Origin of the sequence: Limnospira sp. PMC 289.06, from assembly GCF_032350395.1 — a bacterium.
GTDB classification, from domain to species: Bacteria; Cyanobacteriota; Cyanobacteriia; order Cyanobacteriales; family Microcoleaceae; genus Limnospira; species Limnospira platensis.
Genome location: NZ_JARPLC010000110.1, coordinates 1 through 16,973 on the forward strand (window position 1 = coordinate 1; position 16,973 = coordinate 16,973).

Genomic DNA, 16,973 nt, shown 5'->3' on the forward strand with positions numbered 1-16,973 from the left:
TCCCCTGAGAAACCCGGTTTCTCAAAGAAACCGGGTTTCTGGACCACGATATGGGGGTGGTGTCGTGGTGCGTCAGATGAACCCAATTGGCCGTTGACCCGATAGGTTATCCATATAACGCACCCTACGGGGGTGATAATAATCAATTATTAATTATTAATTGTTAACTATGAATCCTGATACAGAAATCCGTCATCTATTAGATTTAATGCCAGCCTCCGGTCGCATGATGGCTAGACTAATTGCTAATCCTCGACAGTCTACTGTAATTCAATGTGAATTTCCCCTTCCGTGGAAAACTACTAGACCCATTTTGATTAATTTTGACTTGTGGAAACAGCTATCAAGACCTCAGCGAGATTTATTGTTGTTGCGGACTGTTAGTTGGGTTACTAATGTGCAATGGTTTAAACCTGACTGGAATCAAGGCATTGTGGTGGCGGGAATAGTCGGAGTTGGGGTACAATTTATGCAGCAGGATGCTGTTGGTGTTCTCCTGGCTGGAGGATTAGCTGCTATAGGTGTGCGTCGGGTATGGCAGGCTAATCAACGCTCTGAGATGGAGTTAGAAGCTGATGATATCGCCATTAGGGTAGCCGCGCGACGGGGTTATGAGGAAGCGATCGCAGCAGCCGCTTTAGCAGAGGCGATCGAAGTTGTGGCTACAATTGAGGGTCGCCGGGGATTGAGTTTTATGGAATTAGTCCGCTGTCAGCATCTCAAAGCGATCGCCAACTCTTATAAGGGCCATAATTAATACGATCGCACCATTCGCCAAGTTTGAATAGCCTAACTTACCAGAGGGGAGAATCAGCTCCCCTGTGTTTTCAACGTCGCCAAAGGGTTTCGCCGCCGGGACGGTCAATTAGCGTCACACCATTAGCCTGTAGTTGGTCACGAATGCGATCGCCTTCCGCATAGTTTTTAGCCTTTCTAGCCGACTGTCGTTGTTTAACCAAATCCTCAATTTCAGCGTCGCTAATTCCCTGAGTCGCCGCTGGTGGTTGTGCTTGTGTTACAGCTTCCAACCCGAAAACTCCCGCTAACTCCACCAAAGTTTTCCAGGTCGCATAAATGCGATCGCTCGGGGTATCAGTCTTACCTTCATGAGCCAATAAATTCCCTTGGCGGCGCAACTCTTTAGCCAATTCAAACAACACAGCCAAACCCCCAGGAGTATTAAAATCATCATCCATAGCCACTCGGAAGCGTTGGAGTGCATCTTCTGTCGTGTCGTATTTACTGGGAGATGAATCAGCAGACCACCCCAAGCGCGCGCCGTATTGTTCCGCAAATAATAACCCATCTTTCAAGGTTTCCCAGCCATTTTTAGCTGAGGCGATCGCCTCATCAGTAAAATCGAGAGGTTTACGATAGTGACCCTGTAGAATAAATAAGCGCACCACCATAGGGTCTACAGGGCGATCGAGCAATTCACGAATCGTCGTAAAATTGCCCAAAGACTTAGACATTTTTTCCCCACCGACCGTCACCATACCATTGTGCATCCAATATCGAGCCAGAGTTTTACCAGTCGCCGCCTCAGACTGAGCGATTTCATTTTCATGGTGAGGAAACACCAAATCACCCCCGCCGCCGTGAATATCAATAGTTTCTCCCAGTAGTTGTCGGACCATAGCCGAACATTCAATGTGCCACCCCGGACGACCGGGACCCCAAGGAGAATCCCAGGCGGGTTCTCCCGGTTTAGCAGCTTTCCAGAGAGCAAAATCCGCCGGATTTTTTTTCTTGAGAGTTTCCGGGTCAGCCACAGCTACGCGACCACTAGCCCCCATTTGTAGGTCTTCGAGTTGTCGCCGGGAGAGTTTACCATAATCGGGAAAGTGACCGACATTGTAATAAACGTCTCCATCGACAGCATAAGCGTGTCCTGTAGCCGTGAGTTGCTCAATAAGTTGGTGAATTTCCTTGATATGATCTGTCACCCTAGGATAAGCCTTAGCATCCCGTACATTTAGCCGCCGCAGGTCTTCAAAGTAAGCGTCTATAAAGCGTTGGGATACCGCCTCCATAGTGCTTTCTTGTTCTTTAGCGCGGTTAAGGATTTTGTCGTCAATGTCGGTAAAATTCTGGACGTAGTTAACTTCATATCCTGACCATTCCAGATAGCGGCGTACCACGTCCCAGGTCGTGTAGGATCGTGCATGACCCAAATGGCAATAGTCATAAACTGTAACCCCGCAGCAGTACATTTTGACTTTTCCGGGTTCTAGGGTGGTAAAGGTTTCTTTTTGGCGGGTTTGGGTGTTATAGATTTTTAGAACCATGTTGAGTCTTAATAGTGTAAATGCTTAGGCTGGCTAGGGTTTAGCTAAGGATGGCTGATTTGATAGGGACGGCGTTAAAGAAACAGGATCTAGCCCCCGTGTGACAGGCTACGTCCCCAATTTGCTCGATTTTGAGCAGGAGGACATCAGCATCACAATCGTAGTATAGGGCTTTGAGCTTTTGAATGTGTCCTGATGTGGCTCCTTTGTGCCACAGTTGCGATCGCGATCGACTCCAATAGTGAACTTCACCCGTTGTTAGGGTTTGTTGCAACGATTGGCGATTCATCCAAGCCATCATTAATACTGTACCGTCTTTATGGTCTTGGGCGATCGCTGGAATTAAACCTTGTGGATTAAATTTTAGGCTATCGATCCATAATTGGTCTTGGTTCATGGTTAGGGATTTCGTGTAAACATTGTTGTAGGTCTTGGGTGAGGGTTTCGCGGTTCAGGTCTCGACCGATAAATACTAATTGATTTGGGGGTTCGCCGCGAGGATAATTAGGCGTAAGCTGATAGCGTTTTCCGCTGAGTTGGAATAGGTGAGAGGAGTTGTTACCTTGATACCAAATCAATCCTTTGGCGCGAAATACATTCGTTGGTAGGCGATCGCTTAAGAAGGTCTGGAATTTTTCCACACTCAGAGGGCGATCGCTGCTAAAGGATACAGCCACAAATCCATCATTAGCTAGATGTTCCGAATGGTGATCATGGTCTGGTTGCTCCCCAAAGTCTGGGTGGGAATATTCTATTCCCCAAATACTCGCTAAGGGAACCTCACCGTATTCGCTCGTCATTATACGAGCATCGGGTTTAAGCTGGCGGATCTGTTTTTGGATGCGATCGTATTTTTCTGGGGCGACCAAATCGATTTTATTGAGCAAAATCAGATCACCCCAAGCAATTTGGTTAAGGGCTGCTTCACTGTTAGCTAATAGGTCTGGGGAAAACGTATCAGCATCTACCAGGGTAAAAATAGCATCAAGTCGAGTCAAGTTTCGCAGTTCCGTCCCCCCAAAAGTCATAATAATGGGTAACGGGTCTGCTATTCCTGTGGTTTCAATGAGTAGATAATCTATGTGGGGATTCCGTTGTAAAACCTCGACAATCGTATCTGCTAGGCGGTCATTCAGGGTACAGCATATACAACCATTATTTAACTGCACCATATCATCTTCTAGGTTGATCAGCAGTTGACCGTCAATACTAATCTCGCCAAATTCATTCACAAAAACCGCAACTTTCCGACCATTACGGTGGCTCAGAATATAATTGATTAAGGTAGTTTTGCCACTTCCCAAAAATCCGGTAATTACAATTACAGGAACTTCCCGATTTATGGTTGGTTTTTCCCTCGTAGTTTTCACGGTTTTTGTGACCTAATATACTTGACAAAATCCCCTTTATATGCTCCCTTTAGTCCCCGCAAGCACTAGCCTGTTTTTGCAGGGTTTTAAAAATGTTATAAAACCCATTCGCACGGGAGGGAGTCAAACTAGCCTGTAGCCCAGTTTCTTCAATAAAATCGGGTTTTAATTGGCTAATTTCCTGAATAGTTAACCCATTCATTCCCTTAATTAACATAGCCAATAATCCCTTAGTTAATTGAGAGTCAGAATCTCCCTGAAATTGAATACAGCCATTCGAGTCTAAACTAGCGGTCACATAAACCTGAGAAACACAACCAGGAACCTTGTTTTCTGGCAATTTTTGCTCCTCTGGAAATTCCGGCAATTTTTGAGCTAAAGTCAGTAGTTGCTCGTAACGCAGCTTATTAGAGGAGGCGCGTTTAAAGCGTTGAACAATGCGATCAAGTGCAGGGGGCCGTTGAGTCACAGGTGAAGCCATGATATTCTACGAGCATAAATATACAACAAGTTGAGAAGATTGATTTTGTATTTTAACGCAAATTTTCCTATTGTTGATGTAGACTTTTGGCGATCGCCACCGAAATCGGGAGGGTTCACCAGTCACAGCGGAGACCCCCCCAAAAGTTTAGCGAAGGATTAGGGCAACTTCCTTAGCGAAATAGGTAAGAATCAGATCGGCTCCGGCTCGTTTCATGCTGGTAAGGGTTTCTAGCATCACCTTTTTCTCATCAATCCAGCCCATACGTCCGGCCGCGCGAATCATCGCATACTCACCACTAACATTATAAGCCGCAACAGGTACATTTGTAGCTTGCCGAACCTGGGAAATAATATCAAGATAAGCCAGGGCGGGTTTCACCATCACCATATCGGCTCCCTCTTGCACATCTAACATAACTTCTTTGATGGCTTCGCGGCTATTGGCGGCATCCATTTGATAGGTTTTCTTATCGCCAAATTTGGGAGCAGAGTCTAAGGCATCCCGGAAGGGGCCATAGTAGGCGGAGGCATATTTAGCCGAGTAAGCCAGGATACCAACGTTTGTATAACCTGCTGCATCGAGTCCTTGACGAATTGCGCCGATGCGTCCATCCATCATGTCCGAGGGGGCGACTATATCTGCTCCGGCTTCCGCGTGGGATATCGATTGTTTAACTAGAACTTCGACGGTTTCATCATTGAGGATTTCACCGCTATCACTGACGATGCCATCATGACCTTTACTAGAAAAGGGGTCTAGGGCGACATCCGTGATAATCATGATGTCGGGAACCGCTTGTTTGATGGCGCGGACGGTACGCTGTACCAGTCCTTCGGGATTATAGCTTTCCGTGCCGGCGTTGTCTTTTTTTTCTTCGGCTACTAGGGGAAATAAAGCAATGGCCGGAATCCCTAATTCAGATGCTTCTGCTACTTCTTTCAGTAATAGATCTAGGGTGTAGCGGTAGCTTTCCGGCATTGAGGGGACTTCCACTTTCTGATTTTCCCCTTCCATCACGAATAGGGGATATATCAGGTCATTAACTGTTAGTTGCGTTTCTTGCACCATCCGCCGCAGGGCATCGGTACGACGGAGACGACGGGGACGTTGGACAAGGTTTAATCTATGGTTTTCTGATGACATGAGATAACGGTTGTTTTATTTTATACAGCCAAATTGACTGTTAATTATCCCATCGATCGCCCCTGGTTTGGGCCTGTTGATACAAATCAATACAATCTGCTGAAAAGTTGATTTTTTATTCAATTAAAAAAAAATTGTTCGGCCAAATTACCGTGGAGGGGGTTGACAGCTAGGATAACTAATGATACGATATAGACATATTTTAAATAATAGAAATATTGGTTAAAATAAAAAAATTGCCACTATTCCCATTATCTAAAATAATAACACAGAGCCCGCGAAAAAGCAAGCAACCCCCCAGAAAAAAAATTTTTCGCAACATTTCTTAACATTTTGTTACAAAACTTAACACAATTCCGCTAGTGATTGATTAAGTGATTAAGCGATCGCCTGATGAGCAGAATTAACTAGAACCGAATTTGGGGTATTTTGAGGTCAACGGGGTTATTGTCACCAGGTGTGAAACCTTCAAGGGGGGGAAGGGAATGGCGATTAATCTGAATGGGCTCGAATAATGATTCGAGGTATTCTTGAGTATACTGAAAGTCCTGATCCAAATCCGTGCCACCCATAGGCATAGCCAACCGAGAGGGGTCGCGACCAATGCTCAAGTTATCGCCGCCAAGGTCTTCGAGGGAACCGGTAGCAACAGGGGGGGTAATTCCGATAATAGGTTGCAACATTTGAGTTTCTTGCAAATTAGCCCCAGCGAAAGTTGCTCCTGTTAGTCGAGCCTTAATCAGGTTAGCACCACTGAGGTCAGCTAAATCAAGAACTGCGTCATTCAATTCGGCTTGATTGAGAAATGCACCGCTCAAATTAGCACCAGTTAGATTTGCACCTTTAAGGTCTGCGCCTTCGAGGTTAGCATTAGCTAAGTTAGCATTTTCGAGGTTAGCATTTCGGAGGTCTACTCCAATGAGATGGGCTCCTGATAGATCAGCCCCTCTAAGATCGCAACCTTGACAAAATCTGGTCTCTAGTAGTTGTCTCAGGTGTGCTGGATTTTCAGCCCGAATTGGAGAGGCGAAGCCTAGGGATACTATGGTTGTGGCTGCCCCTAGAATCATGACTGTTGATAAAGTTTTCATCTGTTTGTCCTCCTGAATGGACACATGGGAATTATGTATTATTCCTCATGTACTCTAGGATACACCATAACGGAATTTGATAGGCGATCGCTTCTCCCCTGAGACATAAATTTTAACCTTGATGAAATCCGGTAATCGGCGAGTATATCAGTAATTATCTCTATGATTTAGGGGATAATATCTGATGTTCAAGGGGTTAGTGAGACCTACAGGCGATCGCCCCATGGGGGGAGTGGATATTGAGTCAGGGGGAAGAATATTGTGAATTTTAGCGAGGTAGGTTGTCGTGGGTAAAATAAATATGACCGAGGGTGCGATCGTTGTAGGTTCGTTTAGTGAAGCGCCAACCCGGTTCTAAAAAGATTTTGGTAAAGCCACTAGAGCGACCAAAACTGCGACCGATAATAATGGGTGGTGCGTAGACATCAGCGCGAGAGTTAGCGACAAGTAAAATTTCTCCTGGAATAGCTTGGACGGTGAGGCTGTGGCTGAGAGCGAGGTCTTGTCCTCCCATGCGAACGGAATAACCGTTGCTGTCGGTGGCGCGTCCACAAATTCCGCTAAAGTCGAAGTTAAGAAGTAGGGGTTCAACTTGAACGGGACGGCTGCCATTTTCACTCCAACAGGGTCGAGAATCAGAAATTTGTTCAACGACTACTAGGGAGTAACCAAAGGCGCGGGGAACAGCCATGGCTACGAATCGATCTTGATCAACTTCCTGTTGACCAAATTGGACTGCATTTGCCGGGGAAAATCCAGTGATCATGGAGAAGGTAGCTGCTGCTAGGGTGATAATGGTTTGTGTTAGTGAAATCTTCATCTTCCAAATCTGTTCAACTGTTGAGTTTTAGAACTAGGGACTGTGCGATCGCATCTGTAGGTAAGAAGTTTATGCTCCGAGGTTTAGTTTAGCGCTTCAGGGGGAACCTAGTATTTTGTGGCTAAAAAATTGTAATCCGGTACTCCAGACCAAATAGCCACGATCATTGAGATGTAGACCATCGGTGCTGAGTTCCGGGCGCAGGTTTCCTTTTTTGTCGGTGAATAGAGGGTGTAGGTCTAGGAAATAAGCACCATTGGCGATCGCGATCGCTTCTAATTCTCGATTAAGTCGGCGTATACGACGATTAGGAATTTTGAGCAGGCGATCGCGTCCTTCCCAACTAGCATTTTGATCACTGTGGGGTAAAATGGACTGAACGACCACTTGAGCGCTGGGATGAACCCATTGCACATCTCTAATAATTTCCTGCCAGTTGGCTAAAACGGTTTGGTCATCAATTCCCCGTAACAGGTCATTGATGCCGATCATGATAAATACAGTTTCTGGTTGGGTCAGGTCAAATACCTTGAGTCGTCGTAGTAGTCCGGCGGAGGTTTCCCCGGATATGCCTTGATTTAACCAGGTTCTGTCTGGGGGTAATAGTTCCGGGGGAAACCATAAACTTAATGAGTCTCCGGCTAAAATAGTTAGGCGATCGGGACGATTATGGGCGGCGAGAAGTGCTTTTTCTTTTAGCTGTTCTACGGAGTCTTCATAGGTCAAGCGATATTGTGGCTGAAATGAGGAGTTGGTGGAGTTGGGCTGAACTTCATTGGTCTGTTGGGTTTGTACTGCTGCACCAACTTGGTTTTCTTCTGAGGTTTGGGCTTGGGCTTGGGAAGTGTCGGAGAATGATTGTCCCCTTAGCAATAGTAAGATAATCACCAGAGTTAGTATCCCGTTACCGATGAGGGATAACATCGCCCAAGCTGGAATGGTTTTTAAGGGAATCAACACGAGAATCTGAGAAACGCCCTAAAGTTGTCTATTTATATGTTGACACTCTACCTTTCATTTTAGGAAAGCGTAGATTCTGGGTTCGCGCTACTCGCCGACCAGTCGCAGGTTTAAACCAACAGCAATCGCCTCGTCTATAGCTTGGTGTTGATATTTTCTAGCACGAACCCGGAACTCGTGGACAATCATTTGTGGACCGAGGAGGGACAATATCAGCTTAAAATAACATAAAATGGTGCGAATTGCCATAGTGTTATGTAGGGAGCTAAAGTCGCGCCTGTCGCTTTTCCACCCTGCTCGCTCAGAGATGGGGCGTGATCTCGCTCCCTTGTTGTTTTGGGTGGAAAGAAAAAATCGCCTCCTGTAGGGGCTATGTGCCAGTTAGGAGACGATTTGTTACCAGATGAGATTAGGAGTTTAATAGCTTCTGCTAATTCCATCTTCACGGCTAGGAATACCAGGATCAATACCTCCGACACTGGCTGGGCCTACTTCTTTGAGGAATCCGTTATAGGCTTCCATACCATGTTCGGCGATGTCGAGTCCTTCATATTCATGTTCAGGAGTGACGCGGATACCGACGAGGGCTTTTATGGCTAACCAGAAAATGCTAGTCATGACTACGGTAAATCCACCGATGGAGAGGATACCGAGGATTTGAATGCCGAGATTAGCACCGCCAAAGATGCCGACGGCTAGGGTTCCCCAAATGCCACAAACTAAGTGAACAGAAGTAGCACCTACGGGGTCGTCAATCTGAATGCGATCGAAGAAGGCGACCGAGTAGACTACTATAACTCCGGCGATCGCACCAATGACAACTGCTGCCCATAAAGGTACGGCATCACAGCCGGCGGTAATTCCGACTAAACCGGCGAGAATGCCGTTGATAATCATGGATAGGTCTGGTTTACCATCCTTAATCCAGGAGGTAAGGGTAGCAGATACACCGCCAGCAGCGGCTGCTAGGTTCGTGGTGAGGGCGATATAGGGAACGTTCTCATTAGCGGCTAATTCGGAACCGGGGTTAAATCCAAACCAGCCGATCCACAGAATTAAACATCCCAGGGTGGCAATACTCATGTTATGACCAGGAATCGCCCTAGGTTCACCCGATGGACCGTATTTGCCCATGCGGGGTCCGAGGAATGCTGCCCCCATGAGGGCAGACCATCCACCCACGGAGTGAACTACGGTTGATCCGGCAAAATCATGGAAGTCCATACTTGCTAACCAGCCGTTATCAGTCCAGACCCAGTGTCCGGTAATGGGGTAGGATATTCCGACTAGCAATAGGCTAAATAGGAGGAAGGCGACAAATTCGATCCGTTCGGCTACTGCGCCGGATACAATAGTGGCGGCGGTACCTGCGAAGGCAACCTGGAACAGAAAGAAAACTTCTTTGGGCAATCCTTCGGGGAATGGGTCAAGTCCGTAAACGCTGGGGTCTCCGGTCAGGAAGAAGCCACCACCACCGATGAAGGGGTTTTCACCTCCGAACATGACGGAGAATCCAAAGAACCAATAAATTAGGGTGGCGATCGCAAATACGATTAGGTTTTTTGCGAGAATGTTAACGGCATTTTTGTGACGACAAAATCCGGTTTCTAACATCCCGAAACCAGCGTTCATAAAGATTACCAAAATACTGGCAATCACAATCCAAATTGTATTTAAAACACCCTGCACATATTCAGGAGTTATGGGTTGTGCATCCTCTTGGGCGACTGCTGCTAAACTCCAAAATGTAATAATCAGCGCAGTTAGAGGAATGCAACCTAGCAGGCTAGGAGATAGCCATCTGGGTCTTTGGGGCTGAAAAATTGACGAAGTAGGCTGAGGCGCAGAGCCAACTACCTCAGCAAATTGCCGATAACTTCTGGTTCTCGACTTTTGGCGTTTCAACATTTGCTTAGAGTTGTTCAATTTACGTTAATATGGAAGGGATGAGGCGGCAAATGATAGCCGTCTGGTTAGAGAGATGCTTAATCTTGATGCCAACTTATAGCTGCTAATTTGGTAATTAGCCGGACTTTGACAGGTGAGGTTAACCGACAAAACTAACACATCTGTACTCAACTGAGTTGATTTTATAACAGGTGGATCTACCATTTAACCATAACAAGTACAGATAAACTACAACAAATTTCGAGGGATAGTCAGATTCTCTTATGTCCTAGGCTAGAACTTTAAGCTACGATTTTTATCTACTTTCTTAACACTATATTAACCTAAATTCTGTATTCCATGATACAGAAATATATGGCAAATTGCTATACTTGCGCTGAGAGATTATGAGCCAGGTATGATTATGTACAAACTGGTGTAACTCAGGGGTTTTGCTATTACATTTGTTTCAGGTATTCTTGATATCCAAACTGTGCAAGGAGAGTTTGTTTTTCGAGTACAGATTCGGTTAAATCTTGTCGATAGGCTTGGACTTTTTCCATGAGTTGAGGTTGATGAGAAGCCAAAATCTGAACGGCGAGTAGACCTGCATTTTTAGCGTTTCCGATCGCTACTGTAGCCACGGGAATACCGGCTGGCATTTGCACGATAGAATAGAGAGAATCGAGTCCCTGAAGGTTACGGGTGGGGACGGGAACCCCGATCACAGGTAAGGGGGTGAGAGATGCAACCATTCCGGGTAAGTGAGCCGCGCCGCCTGCACCAGCTATAATAACTTTTAATCCGCGTCCTAGGGCAGTTTTGGCATAATCAAACATTCGGTCTGGGGTACGGTGTGCTGATACGATCGCCACTTCCCAACTAATGCCAAAGTCTTGACATACGGCGATCGCTGCTGACATGGTAGGTAGGTCAGAATCACTGCCCATAATAATACCAATTTGAGCAGGGGAGGAGTTAGGGTCCTGAGAGATTGAGTCCATAGCAGTTGTTAATAACTAAGTGAAACTACAGACCCAGATTATAGCATTAGGGGTGGAGATAGTTGGGAGTAACTACGTCTGTTAAGGAATTGTCCCCCCCAATTGAGCTACAATGTTTATAATCATGAGAGAGGCGAAATACGAGGGTTGACATTGCGCCAGTCTGGTTTGACGACAAGCCAGCAGCAGAGGGACCCGGAAGCATCCACTATTATTGAGAGGTAACAGTAAATCATGCTAAAAAGTTACGAAGCGATCTACGAAAACGGTGAGTTTAAATGGTTGTCAGACCAGCCAGACCTGAAAAAAGCACGAGTGATTGTGACCATCCTTAAAGAAACAGAATCACCACAGAAACGACGCAGATTTCCGGTTCCAGAAGCCGGAAAGGTAGAAATTATCGGTGATATTGTTAGCCCGATTGTTGATGAAGAGGATTGGGAATGTCTGAAATAATTGTGCTAGATACTCATGTCTGGATTTGGCTGATTAATGGGAACTTTGACCGTTTCCCATCTCAGTGGCTAGGGCAGTTTGAATCAGCTTCCAGTCTGGGAGTTTCGCCAGTTTCGTGCTATGAAATCGCCCTAGCTTCTCAGCGGGGTCGTCTGAATTTATCTAAGGGTATGGCAGAGTGGTTTAGGATGGCTTTAGCCCCTGCTGGCATAGAATTACTGCCTTTGAATGCGGAAGTTGCTTGTCAAGCGGTGAATTTATCTACGATTCATAAAGACCCTTTTGATAGGATAATCATAGCAACGGCGTTAGTTTATCAAGGTCAATTAGCCAGTGTCGATCGCCAGTTTAGTAGATATCCAGAATTAACAGATTATTTAATGAGATAAATTTGGGGAAAGCGAGAGTCAGTTTAACCCAGTTATAAATCAATGATTATGTAAGATGATGCATGACAGCCTCCAGCCCCATGATGTGTCAGTAGATTTAATTAACAGTCAGATTCTAGGTAAACCTGGATTACATACCCTACAAATTCGTGATGGTGTAGTGAAGACGATCGCCACGAAACCAGACCCCGCCGCCGCCGTGATTGATGTCGGTGGTGATTGGATTTCTCTAGGGGGGATAGACCTACAGATTAATGGTGGGTTAGGGTTAGCTTTCCCGGAGTTAACGGGGGAGAATCATCAACAACTGCAAGGTATTTGTGAGTATTTATGGCATCAGGGGGTTGACGGATTTTTGCCTACTATAGTGACAACCACGGTGGAGAAATTTAGGCGATCGCTGGCTATCCTTGGGGAATTTCAAGGGGACCGGAAGGGGGAGGCGGCGGAGATTTTAGGAGTTCATCTTGAGGGACCATTTCTGAATGAGCAAAAACGGGGCGCACATCCTGAAAATTGTCTATTACCGCTGACGATAGATAATGTCAAACGGGTTTTAGGGGATTATGAAAAGGTGGTTAAGGTGATGACTCTAGCCCCAGAATTAGACCCCACAAAGACAGTTATTCCCTATTTGAGGAGTTTAGGCATTATCGTCAGTCTGGGTCACTCTCAGGCTAATTTAGCTGTGGCTAATGAAGCATTTAACCAGGGGGCGACAATGGTAACTCATGCTTTTAATGCGATGCCTCCCCTACATCACCGGGAACCGGGACTATTGGGGGCGGCTTTATGTCGGTCGGAGGTATTTTGTGGGGCGATCGCTGATGGACATCATGTTTGTCCAACCATGCTGGATTTACTGTTACGGGGGAGTAAGGGGGAGATTTTTGTAGTTAGTGATGCTTTAGCGCCTTTGGGATTGGCGGATGGGGTTTATCCGTGGGATGAGCGGCGCATTGAGGTGACAGGGGGGGTGGCTCGGCTGGAGGATGGAACTTTGGCGGGAACTACTTTATCCCTGTTGAGGGGGGCAGAAAATTTAGTCAGGTGGGGGATTTGTTCTGCTGCTGAGGCGATCGCTTTGGTAACAGAAACCCCCCGTAGAGCGATCGCCTTATCAACGGAAATCATCGGTCAACCGATAACCCGATTATTGCGATGGAGAGAGGATCAGGGATGTCTGAGGGGACAAAGGTTGAGAATTGGAGTCAGGATTTAGCTAAAATAGACAACTATCTCCCCTCCCTAACCTGCTAGGAATGGGGATAGTTAGTAAATTGGTTGGAAGCGCAAAAATTATGGGTGAAGCTAAACGTCGTAAGGAAATGATGGGGGAAAAGTACGGTAAGGAGGAATAGTGCGATTCGTTTGGTAGAAACCAGCCTAAAGCCTACTTGGTTATAGGTTTGGGGGATTACCAGCGGGGACAGAAAAAACCGAAAAAACTGTTCCCTGACAACTGAATTACCTTGAGGGTGAAAGTCCCTCCCGTCAGGTGTAGACGTGACAGCATCATCCCCACTGAGGCGATCGGATTATCGCGACTTGGTGAAGCGGGATGAAAAGGCAGCTCTGCTGGTAGCCTAAACTGGCACTCTGTCGAGCAGGTATCTATGGATAAGGAAATCTGAAGATGTGATCAAAACGTCGTCACCTTAAACCAGCGAAAAGGCTGACACGCTGGAGCCAAAAGGCTAAGGATCAATGGGGTTGGCTGATTGTTCACAGACCAACATACACTCCCTATAAACCCGGCGTAAAGCATCGTCCTAAAGGTACAACCAAAGGTAATTCGGAACGAAGTAACCCATATATATGCTCTCAGGTATTGGTCGATAACTGAGTAGGTAACCAGCCGCAAGCTGTATGTGGTAAGGATTGGGACAGAAGCGAAGGTCTAGGGTAATGCCTAGAATAGGCTGACAGTTCCACGATGTTACGGAATATAGAGTTGCCAGTAACAGGAAATGAAATCTGAAACGAGTGTAAAGACTACGGAAAGACTGGAATGGGGTGGCATCAACTGGAAAAAGGTTGAACGTCGCATATTCCGCCTGCAAAAACGAATCTATAAAGCCTCAAAGCGTGGTGATTTCAAAGCAGTTCGCTATCTCCAAAAGTTGTTATTAAAGTCCTGGTCAGGGAAGCTATTAGCGGTTAGATGGGTAACTCAAGCTCATGAAGGTAAAAATACGGCGGGTGTGGACGGGGTAAAATCCCTATCCTGGAAAGGAGAAATAAACCTGGTGGGAGACCTGAAGCTAGGTAGTAAAGCCAAGCCTACCCGGAGAGTAGACTTGACAGAAACGGTCGGGGATGCTCCAAGTCGGAATGGAGACCAGACTATATTTGACCGTGCGGGTCAGGGTTTGGTGAGACTAGCATTAGAACCGGAATGGGAAGCCAAATTTGAATCTAACTGTTATGGATTTAGACCGGGACGCTCATGCCATGATGCCATAGAAGCAATATCGAATCATCTGGAGTCAGAGCCTAAATGGGTGTTAGATGCCCAGATAACTAAGTGCTTGGGCGATCGCATTAATAGCGATCGCCTGTTGGATAAATTAGGAACATTCCCTAGATTACGCCGACAAATACGAGCATGGCTCAAATCCGGTGTAATGGATGGAAAACAGCTATTTCCGACCAAGGAAGGCACTTCCCAAGGAGGTATAATCCAGCCATTACTGGCAAATATTGCCCTCCACGGAATGGAAGAAGATCTGCTGAAGATGGCTGATCAGCTATCTGGAAGAAAGCCAGTTAACCGCAATGAACTATCTGTAATTAGATATGCGGATAAGTTGGTTATACTTCACGAAGATGGTGCTGTAATCCATCACTGCCAACAGGTAATCAGGGAGTGGTTAAAGCCATGGGGTCTTGAATTAAAACCAGAGCCAACGAGGATAGCCCATACTCTTGATGGGGAGGATGCAGGTTTCGACTTCCTCGGTTTCCATATTCAACAATACCGAGTGGGAAAATATCACTCTGGAAAAGACATAAAGGGCAACTCTCTGAGTTTCAAGACTATGATCAAGCCATCCCGAAAGGCAGTCAAAGAACACTATGAGCGACTGGTTAGGGTAATTGATGCTCATCAAGCTGCCCCTCAAGCAGCACTCATCAGGAGATTGAATCGAATCATTATCCGATGGAGTCACTATTACTCAACAGTAGTCTCTAAAGAAGTGTTTAATGAGTTGGATTATCTGCTATTCGGAAAGCTGAGAAGATGGGTAAATCGACGTCATCCCAATCAGACCGGAAAATGGGTGGCTGATAAATACTGGCAGAGTATTGATAACAGAAATTGGGCTTTTGCTGTCCGAGGACATGAGGAAATAGCTCTCTTAAAACATTCCCAGAAACCTATGGTTAGGTATGTTAAAGGCAAAGGGGCAGGCTTTCCTAATGGTGGCAATTTAAGCTATGGGAGTATAGGCAATTGTTGAAATTATCAGTGATGGTAGCTGAGGTGATCATGACAAGATCTGTAACATTGAGGAGCCGGATGAAGGGAAACTTTCATGTCCGGTTTTGAAGACGAGTTAGGATGGTGACATCTTGGCTTAGTTTAACTATCTTGCCTTGGGTACCGATTACTAAAACCCAAAGCGAACAGTTTATGCAATGGACTACTAAGGGGGCTTGGTTTGGAATTAGCTTTTTAGTGATTTTTTGGCTAACTATTCGGTTGGTTGGTCCGGCTTTGGGCTGGTGGACGGTTGATTAGCTAATGCGGTAATTAGCACGCTGAGAATCAGCTAATCATCTTACCTGTAGGGTTAATTGATTAATTAGCCTTACAGGTTGCCAGCCTAGGGGTGGACTTCCCGAAAAGATTGAGTTTTGTTAAATTTAGTTATGTTTATCATAAGGATTTGTTTTAGCTATGGCAAAACTCGAATCACTATGCTAGATCTGAGAAGGCTATCTCTAAGCCTAATGCCATCAAGGATTTGGGAATAACGCGATCGCTTTGTTTTCAAGTTGTTTTCAGTTGATTCAGGCTCTGGTTGGACTGAAATATTCAACGGATCATGGTGAATTAGGTTAGTAGAAGTGATACTTTACCAACATCGAGATACCCAGTCCTGAGATTATGTTAAATTTTGAAGATAATCTAAAGATTGTGGTGACAGGAGAAAAACTATGTTTATCAGACTTGCGGAGCAACATCGAAAATTCGTTCAGGATTTGGTGATGAATCTCCAAGCCCTAGCTATTGTGCTGGAACGACGGGGCTACCTGGCTTCCTGCTATACTTGTGGGGGTCAAATGAACAGCGCCTCATTTATGGTCAGCCTGAGTGAAAATCATCTGATCCGGTTTTTGGTGTCGGATTATGGGATTACCTGGACGGAGATGCGCGACGATCGCGAATTGATGAAGTTGGAAGGTGCAGAGGCGATCGCTCAATTAGAGGAACTCGCGAGTCTGGTCAAGCATGATATACTCGGACCGGCGGCTGTACCCCAAAGCATTCATCAGGGATAAGGGATAATTACCAATCCAACCGGGTCTTAAAATGCTAATGTAAATATATAGGTGCGAGACGTTTAGGAGTCAAATAAGGCTGCAATGGCTGAAATAACCTCCTAGTGAGACTTTCACCCCTTGGTGGAATAAAAGGGACTCGTACCCTGACCATCCCATAACTGTTTATATGTCCTCAAAGCGAAAGCTAGGCAAGGGACTCAAGGTCAATCCCATAAAAGAAATCGAATATCCAATCCAAGTATACCACAAGGAGGAGTATTAAAACCACTTGGGCGATTATGGGAAAGAGTAACGGCGATAGCCACCCCCAATTTCAGGAATCACAACCCTGGGACTGAAGCGGGGAACGGAAGGCGTGAAGTAGAACCTACTACCAAAAGCGACCACTGCCAACCATCCATGACTAAGGAAATCTGAATGTTCCGACTTGAACCATCGTCACAAGTAGGTAGCGAAATAGGTTGAGACGCTGCGCTCAAAAGAGTAAGGGGAAAAGTAGGGTAATATTGGCAACACCTACACAGACCTTTAAAAGTACCCCGGTGGAAAGGACAAGTCTAAAGATGGAT

Annotated in this window: 19 protein-coding genes; 7 read left to right on the top strand and 12 right to left on the bottom strand. The window is 45.8% G+C overall.

The window, feature by feature from the left end; translation table 11 throughout:
- Positions 1 to 169 precede the first annotated feature (169 nt).
- On the top strand, positions 170 to 757 hold the full coding sequence (locus P5674_RS18525) for a DUF3318 domain-containing protein (protein WP_006621014.1): 588 nt from the start codon (positions 170 to 172) through the stop codon (positions 755 to 757).
- Positions 758 to 827: 70 nt separating this feature from the next.
- On the opposite strand, the gene cysS is transcribed toward P5674_RS18525, so the two are convergent.
- The 12 genes from cysS to purE all read right to left on the bottom strand — a co-directional run bounded on the left by cysS (position 828) and on the right by purE (position 11,047).
- Complete coding sequence (gene cysS, locus P5674_RS18530; RefSeq protein WP_006670306.1) at positions 828 to 2,288, bottom strand: cysteine--tRNA ligase; 1,461 nt, start codon at positions 2,286 to 2,288, stop codon at positions 828 to 830.
- 40 nt (positions 2,289 to 2,328) lie between these two features.
- Entirely contained in the window at positions 2,329 to 2,685 is a 357-nt protein-coding gene (gene hisI / locus P5674_RS18535; protein ID WP_006621016.1) for a phosphoribosyl-AMP cyclohydrolase, read from the bottom strand.
- Positions 2,657 to 3,658, bottom strand: coding sequence for a GTP-binding protein (locus P5674_RS18540; protein WP_315670193.1), 1,002 nt, complete (start codon positions 3,656 to 3,658; stop codon positions 2,657 to 2,659). Before P5674_RS18540 ends, hisI begins: the two co-directional genes overlap by 29 nt.
- 49 nt (positions 3,659 to 3,707) lie before the next feature.
- Complete coding sequence (locus P5674_RS18545; protein WP_014275099.1) at positions 3,708 to 4,139, bottom strand: SufE family protein; 432 nt, start codon at positions 4,137 to 4,139, stop codon at positions 3,708 to 3,710.
- Positions 4,140 to 4,286: 147 nt separating this feature from the next.
- Positions 4,287 to 5,285 (bottom strand): porphobilinogen synthase, encoded by a 999-nt coding sequence (gene hemB / locus P5674_RS18550; RefSeq protein ID WP_006618266.1) that lies wholly within the window; start codon positions 5,283 to 5,285, stop codon positions 4,287 to 4,289.
- 407 nt (positions 5,286 to 5,692) lie between these two features.
- On the bottom strand, positions 5,693 to 6,376 hold the full coding sequence (locus P5674_RS18555; protein ID WP_006618265.1) for a pentapeptide repeat-containing protein: 684 nt from the start codon (positions 6,374 to 6,376) through the stop codon (positions 5,693 to 5,695).
- Positions 6,377 to 6,644: 268 nt separating this feature from the next.
- Positions 6,645 to 7,196 (bottom strand): DUF3747 domain-containing protein, encoded by a 552-nt coding sequence (locus P5674_RS18560; protein WP_006618264.1) that lies wholly within the window; start codon positions 7,194 to 7,196, stop codon positions 6,645 to 6,647.
- 96 nt (positions 7,197 to 7,292) lie between these two features.
- Complete coding sequence (locus P5674_RS18565; protein WP_006618263.1) at positions 7,293 to 8,156, bottom strand: SGNH/GDSL hydrolase family protein; 864 nt, start codon at positions 8,154 to 8,156, stop codon at positions 7,293 to 7,295.
- Positions 8,157 to 8,243: 87 nt separating this feature from the next.
- On the bottom strand, positions 8,244 to 8,405 hold the full coding sequence (locus tag P5674_RS18570) for a hypothetical protein (RefSeq protein WP_014275101.1): 162 nt from the start codon (positions 8,403 to 8,405) through the stop codon (positions 8,244 to 8,246).
- A gap of 168 nt (positions 8,406 to 8,573) precedes the next feature.
- Positions 8,574 to 10,064, bottom strand: coding sequence for an ammonium transporter (locus tag P5674_RS18575; RefSeq protein WP_006618262.1), 1,491 nt, complete (start codon positions 10,062 to 10,064; stop codon positions 8,574 to 8,576).
- A 24-nt stretch (positions 10,065 to 10,088) separates the two neighbouring features.
- Complete coding sequence (locus P5674_RS18580; RefSeq protein WP_152088646.1) at positions 10,089 to 10,268, bottom strand: hypothetical protein; 180 nt, start codon at positions 10,266 to 10,268, stop codon at positions 10,089 to 10,091.
- 233 nt (positions 10,269 to 10,501) lie between these two features.
- Positions 10,502 to 11,047 (bottom strand): 5-(carboxyamino)imidazole ribonucleotide mutase, encoded by a 546-nt coding sequence (gene purE, locus P5674_RS18585; protein ID WP_006618261.1) that lies wholly within the window; start codon positions 11,045 to 11,047, stop codon positions 10,502 to 10,504.
- 234 nt (positions 11,048 to 11,281) lie between these two features.
- Between purE and P5674_RS18590 the strand changes: the two genes are divergently transcribed.
- The 6 genes from P5674_RS18590 (at position 11,282) to P5674_RS18615 (ending at position 16,401) form a co-directional block, all read left to right on the top strand.
- Positions 11,282 to 11,503: a hypothetical protein gene (locus P5674_RS18590; protein ID WP_006618260.1), complete on the top strand. Its 222-nt coding sequence runs from the start codon at positions 11,282 to 11,284 to the stop codon at positions 11,501 to 11,503.
- Entirely contained in the window at positions 11,491 to 11,892 is a 402-nt protein-coding gene (locus P5674_RS18595) for a type II toxin-antitoxin system VapC family toxin (RefSeq protein ID WP_006618259.1), read from the top strand. Before P5674_RS18590 ends, P5674_RS18595 begins: the two co-directional genes overlap by 13 nt.
- 58 nt (positions 11,893 to 11,950) lie before the next feature.
- Entirely contained in the window at positions 11,951 to 13,114 is a 1,164-nt protein-coding gene (gene nagA, locus P5674_RS18600; protein ID WP_006618258.1) for an N-acetylglucosamine-6-phosphate deacetylase, read from the top strand.
- A 748-nt stretch (positions 13,115 to 13,862) separates the two neighbouring features.
- Positions 13,863 to 15,356: a reverse transcriptase N-terminal domain-containing protein gene (locus tag P5674_RS18605; RefSeq protein ID WP_006618257.1), complete on the top strand. Its 1,494-nt coding sequence runs from the start codon at positions 13,863 to 13,865 to the stop codon at positions 15,354 to 15,356.
- Positions 15,357 to 15,457: 101 nt separating this feature from the next.
- Positions 15,458 to 15,637: a DUF2839 domain-containing protein gene (locus P5674_RS18610; protein WP_006618256.1), complete on the top strand. Its 180-nt coding sequence runs from the start codon at positions 15,458 to 15,460 to the stop codon at positions 15,635 to 15,637.
- A gap of 419 nt (positions 15,638 to 16,056) precedes the next feature.
- Positions 16,057 to 16,401: a DUF1815 family protein gene (locus P5674_RS18615; protein ID WP_006618255.1), complete on the top strand. Its 345-nt coding sequence runs from the start codon at positions 16,057 to 16,059 to the stop codon at positions 16,399 to 16,401.
- Positions 16,402 to 16,973 lie beyond the last annotated feature (572 nt).

Bases quoted from the DNA above. Each gene is read 5' to 3' on its own strand.
- P5674_RS18555 (WP_006618265.1), bottom strand. From the start codon at position 6,376: ATGAAAACTTTATCAACAGTCATGATTCTAGGGGCAGCCACAACCATA.
- P5674_RS18580 (WP_152088646.1), bottom strand. From the start codon at position 10,268: ATGGTAGATCCACCTGTTATAAAATCAACTCAGTTGAGTACAGATGTG.
- P5674_RS18595 (WP_006618259.1), top strand. From the start codon at position 11,491: ATGTCTGAAATAATTGTGCTAGATACTCATGTCTGGATTTGGCTGATT.
- cysS (WP_006670306.1), bottom strand. From the start codon at position 2,288: ATGGTTCTAAAAATCTATAACACCCAAACCCGCCAAAAAGAAACCTTT.
- P5674_RS18590 (WP_006618260.1), top strand. From the start codon at position 11,282: ATGCTAAAAAGTTACGAAGCGATCTACGAAAACGGTGAGTTTAAATGG.
- P5674_RS18610 (WP_006618256.1), top strand. From the start codon at position 15,458: ATGGTGACATCTTGGCTTAGTTTAACTATCTTGCCTTGGGTACCGATT.
- P5674_RS18525 (WP_006621014.1), top strand. From the start codon at position 170: ATGAATCCTGATACAGAAATCCGTCATCTATTAGATTTAATGCCAGCC.
- P5674_RS18615 (WP_006618255.1), top strand. From the start codon at position 16,057: ATGTTTATCAGACTTGCGGAGCAACATCGAAAATTCGTTCAGGATTTG.
- hisI (WP_006621016.1), bottom strand. From the start codon at position 2,685: ATGAACCAAGACCAATTATGGATCGATAGCCTAAAATTTAATCCACAA.
- P5674_RS18545 (WP_014275099.1), bottom strand. From the start codon at position 4,139: ATGGCTTCACCTGTGACTCAACGGCCCCCTGCACTTGATCGCATTGTT.
- P5674_RS18605 (WP_006618257.1), top strand. From the start codon at position 13,863: ATGAAATCTGAAACGAGTGTAAAGACTACGGAAAGACTGGAATGGGGT.
- P5674_RS18570 (WP_014275101.1), bottom strand. From the start codon at position 8,405: ATGGCAATTCGCACCATTTTATGTTATTTTAAGCTGATATTGTCCCTC.
- P5674_RS18575 (WP_006618262.1), bottom strand. From the start codon at position 10,064: ATGTTGAAACGCCAAAAGTCGAGAACCAGAAGTTATCGGCAATTTGCT.
- P5674_RS18560 (WP_006618264.1), bottom strand. From the start codon at position 7,196: ATGAAGATTTCACTAACACAAACCATTATCACCCTAGCAGCAGCTACC.
- nagA (WP_006618258.1), top strand. From the start codon at position 11,951: ATGCATGACAGCCTCCAGCCCCATGATGTGTCAGTAGATTTAATTAAC.
- purE (WP_006618261.1), bottom strand. From the start codon at position 11,047: ATGGACTCAATCTCTCAGGACCCTAACTCCTCCCCTGCTCAAATTGGT.
- hemB (WP_006618266.1), bottom strand. From the start codon at position 5,285: ATGTCATCAGAAAACCATAGATTAAACCTTGTCCAACGTCCCCGTCGT.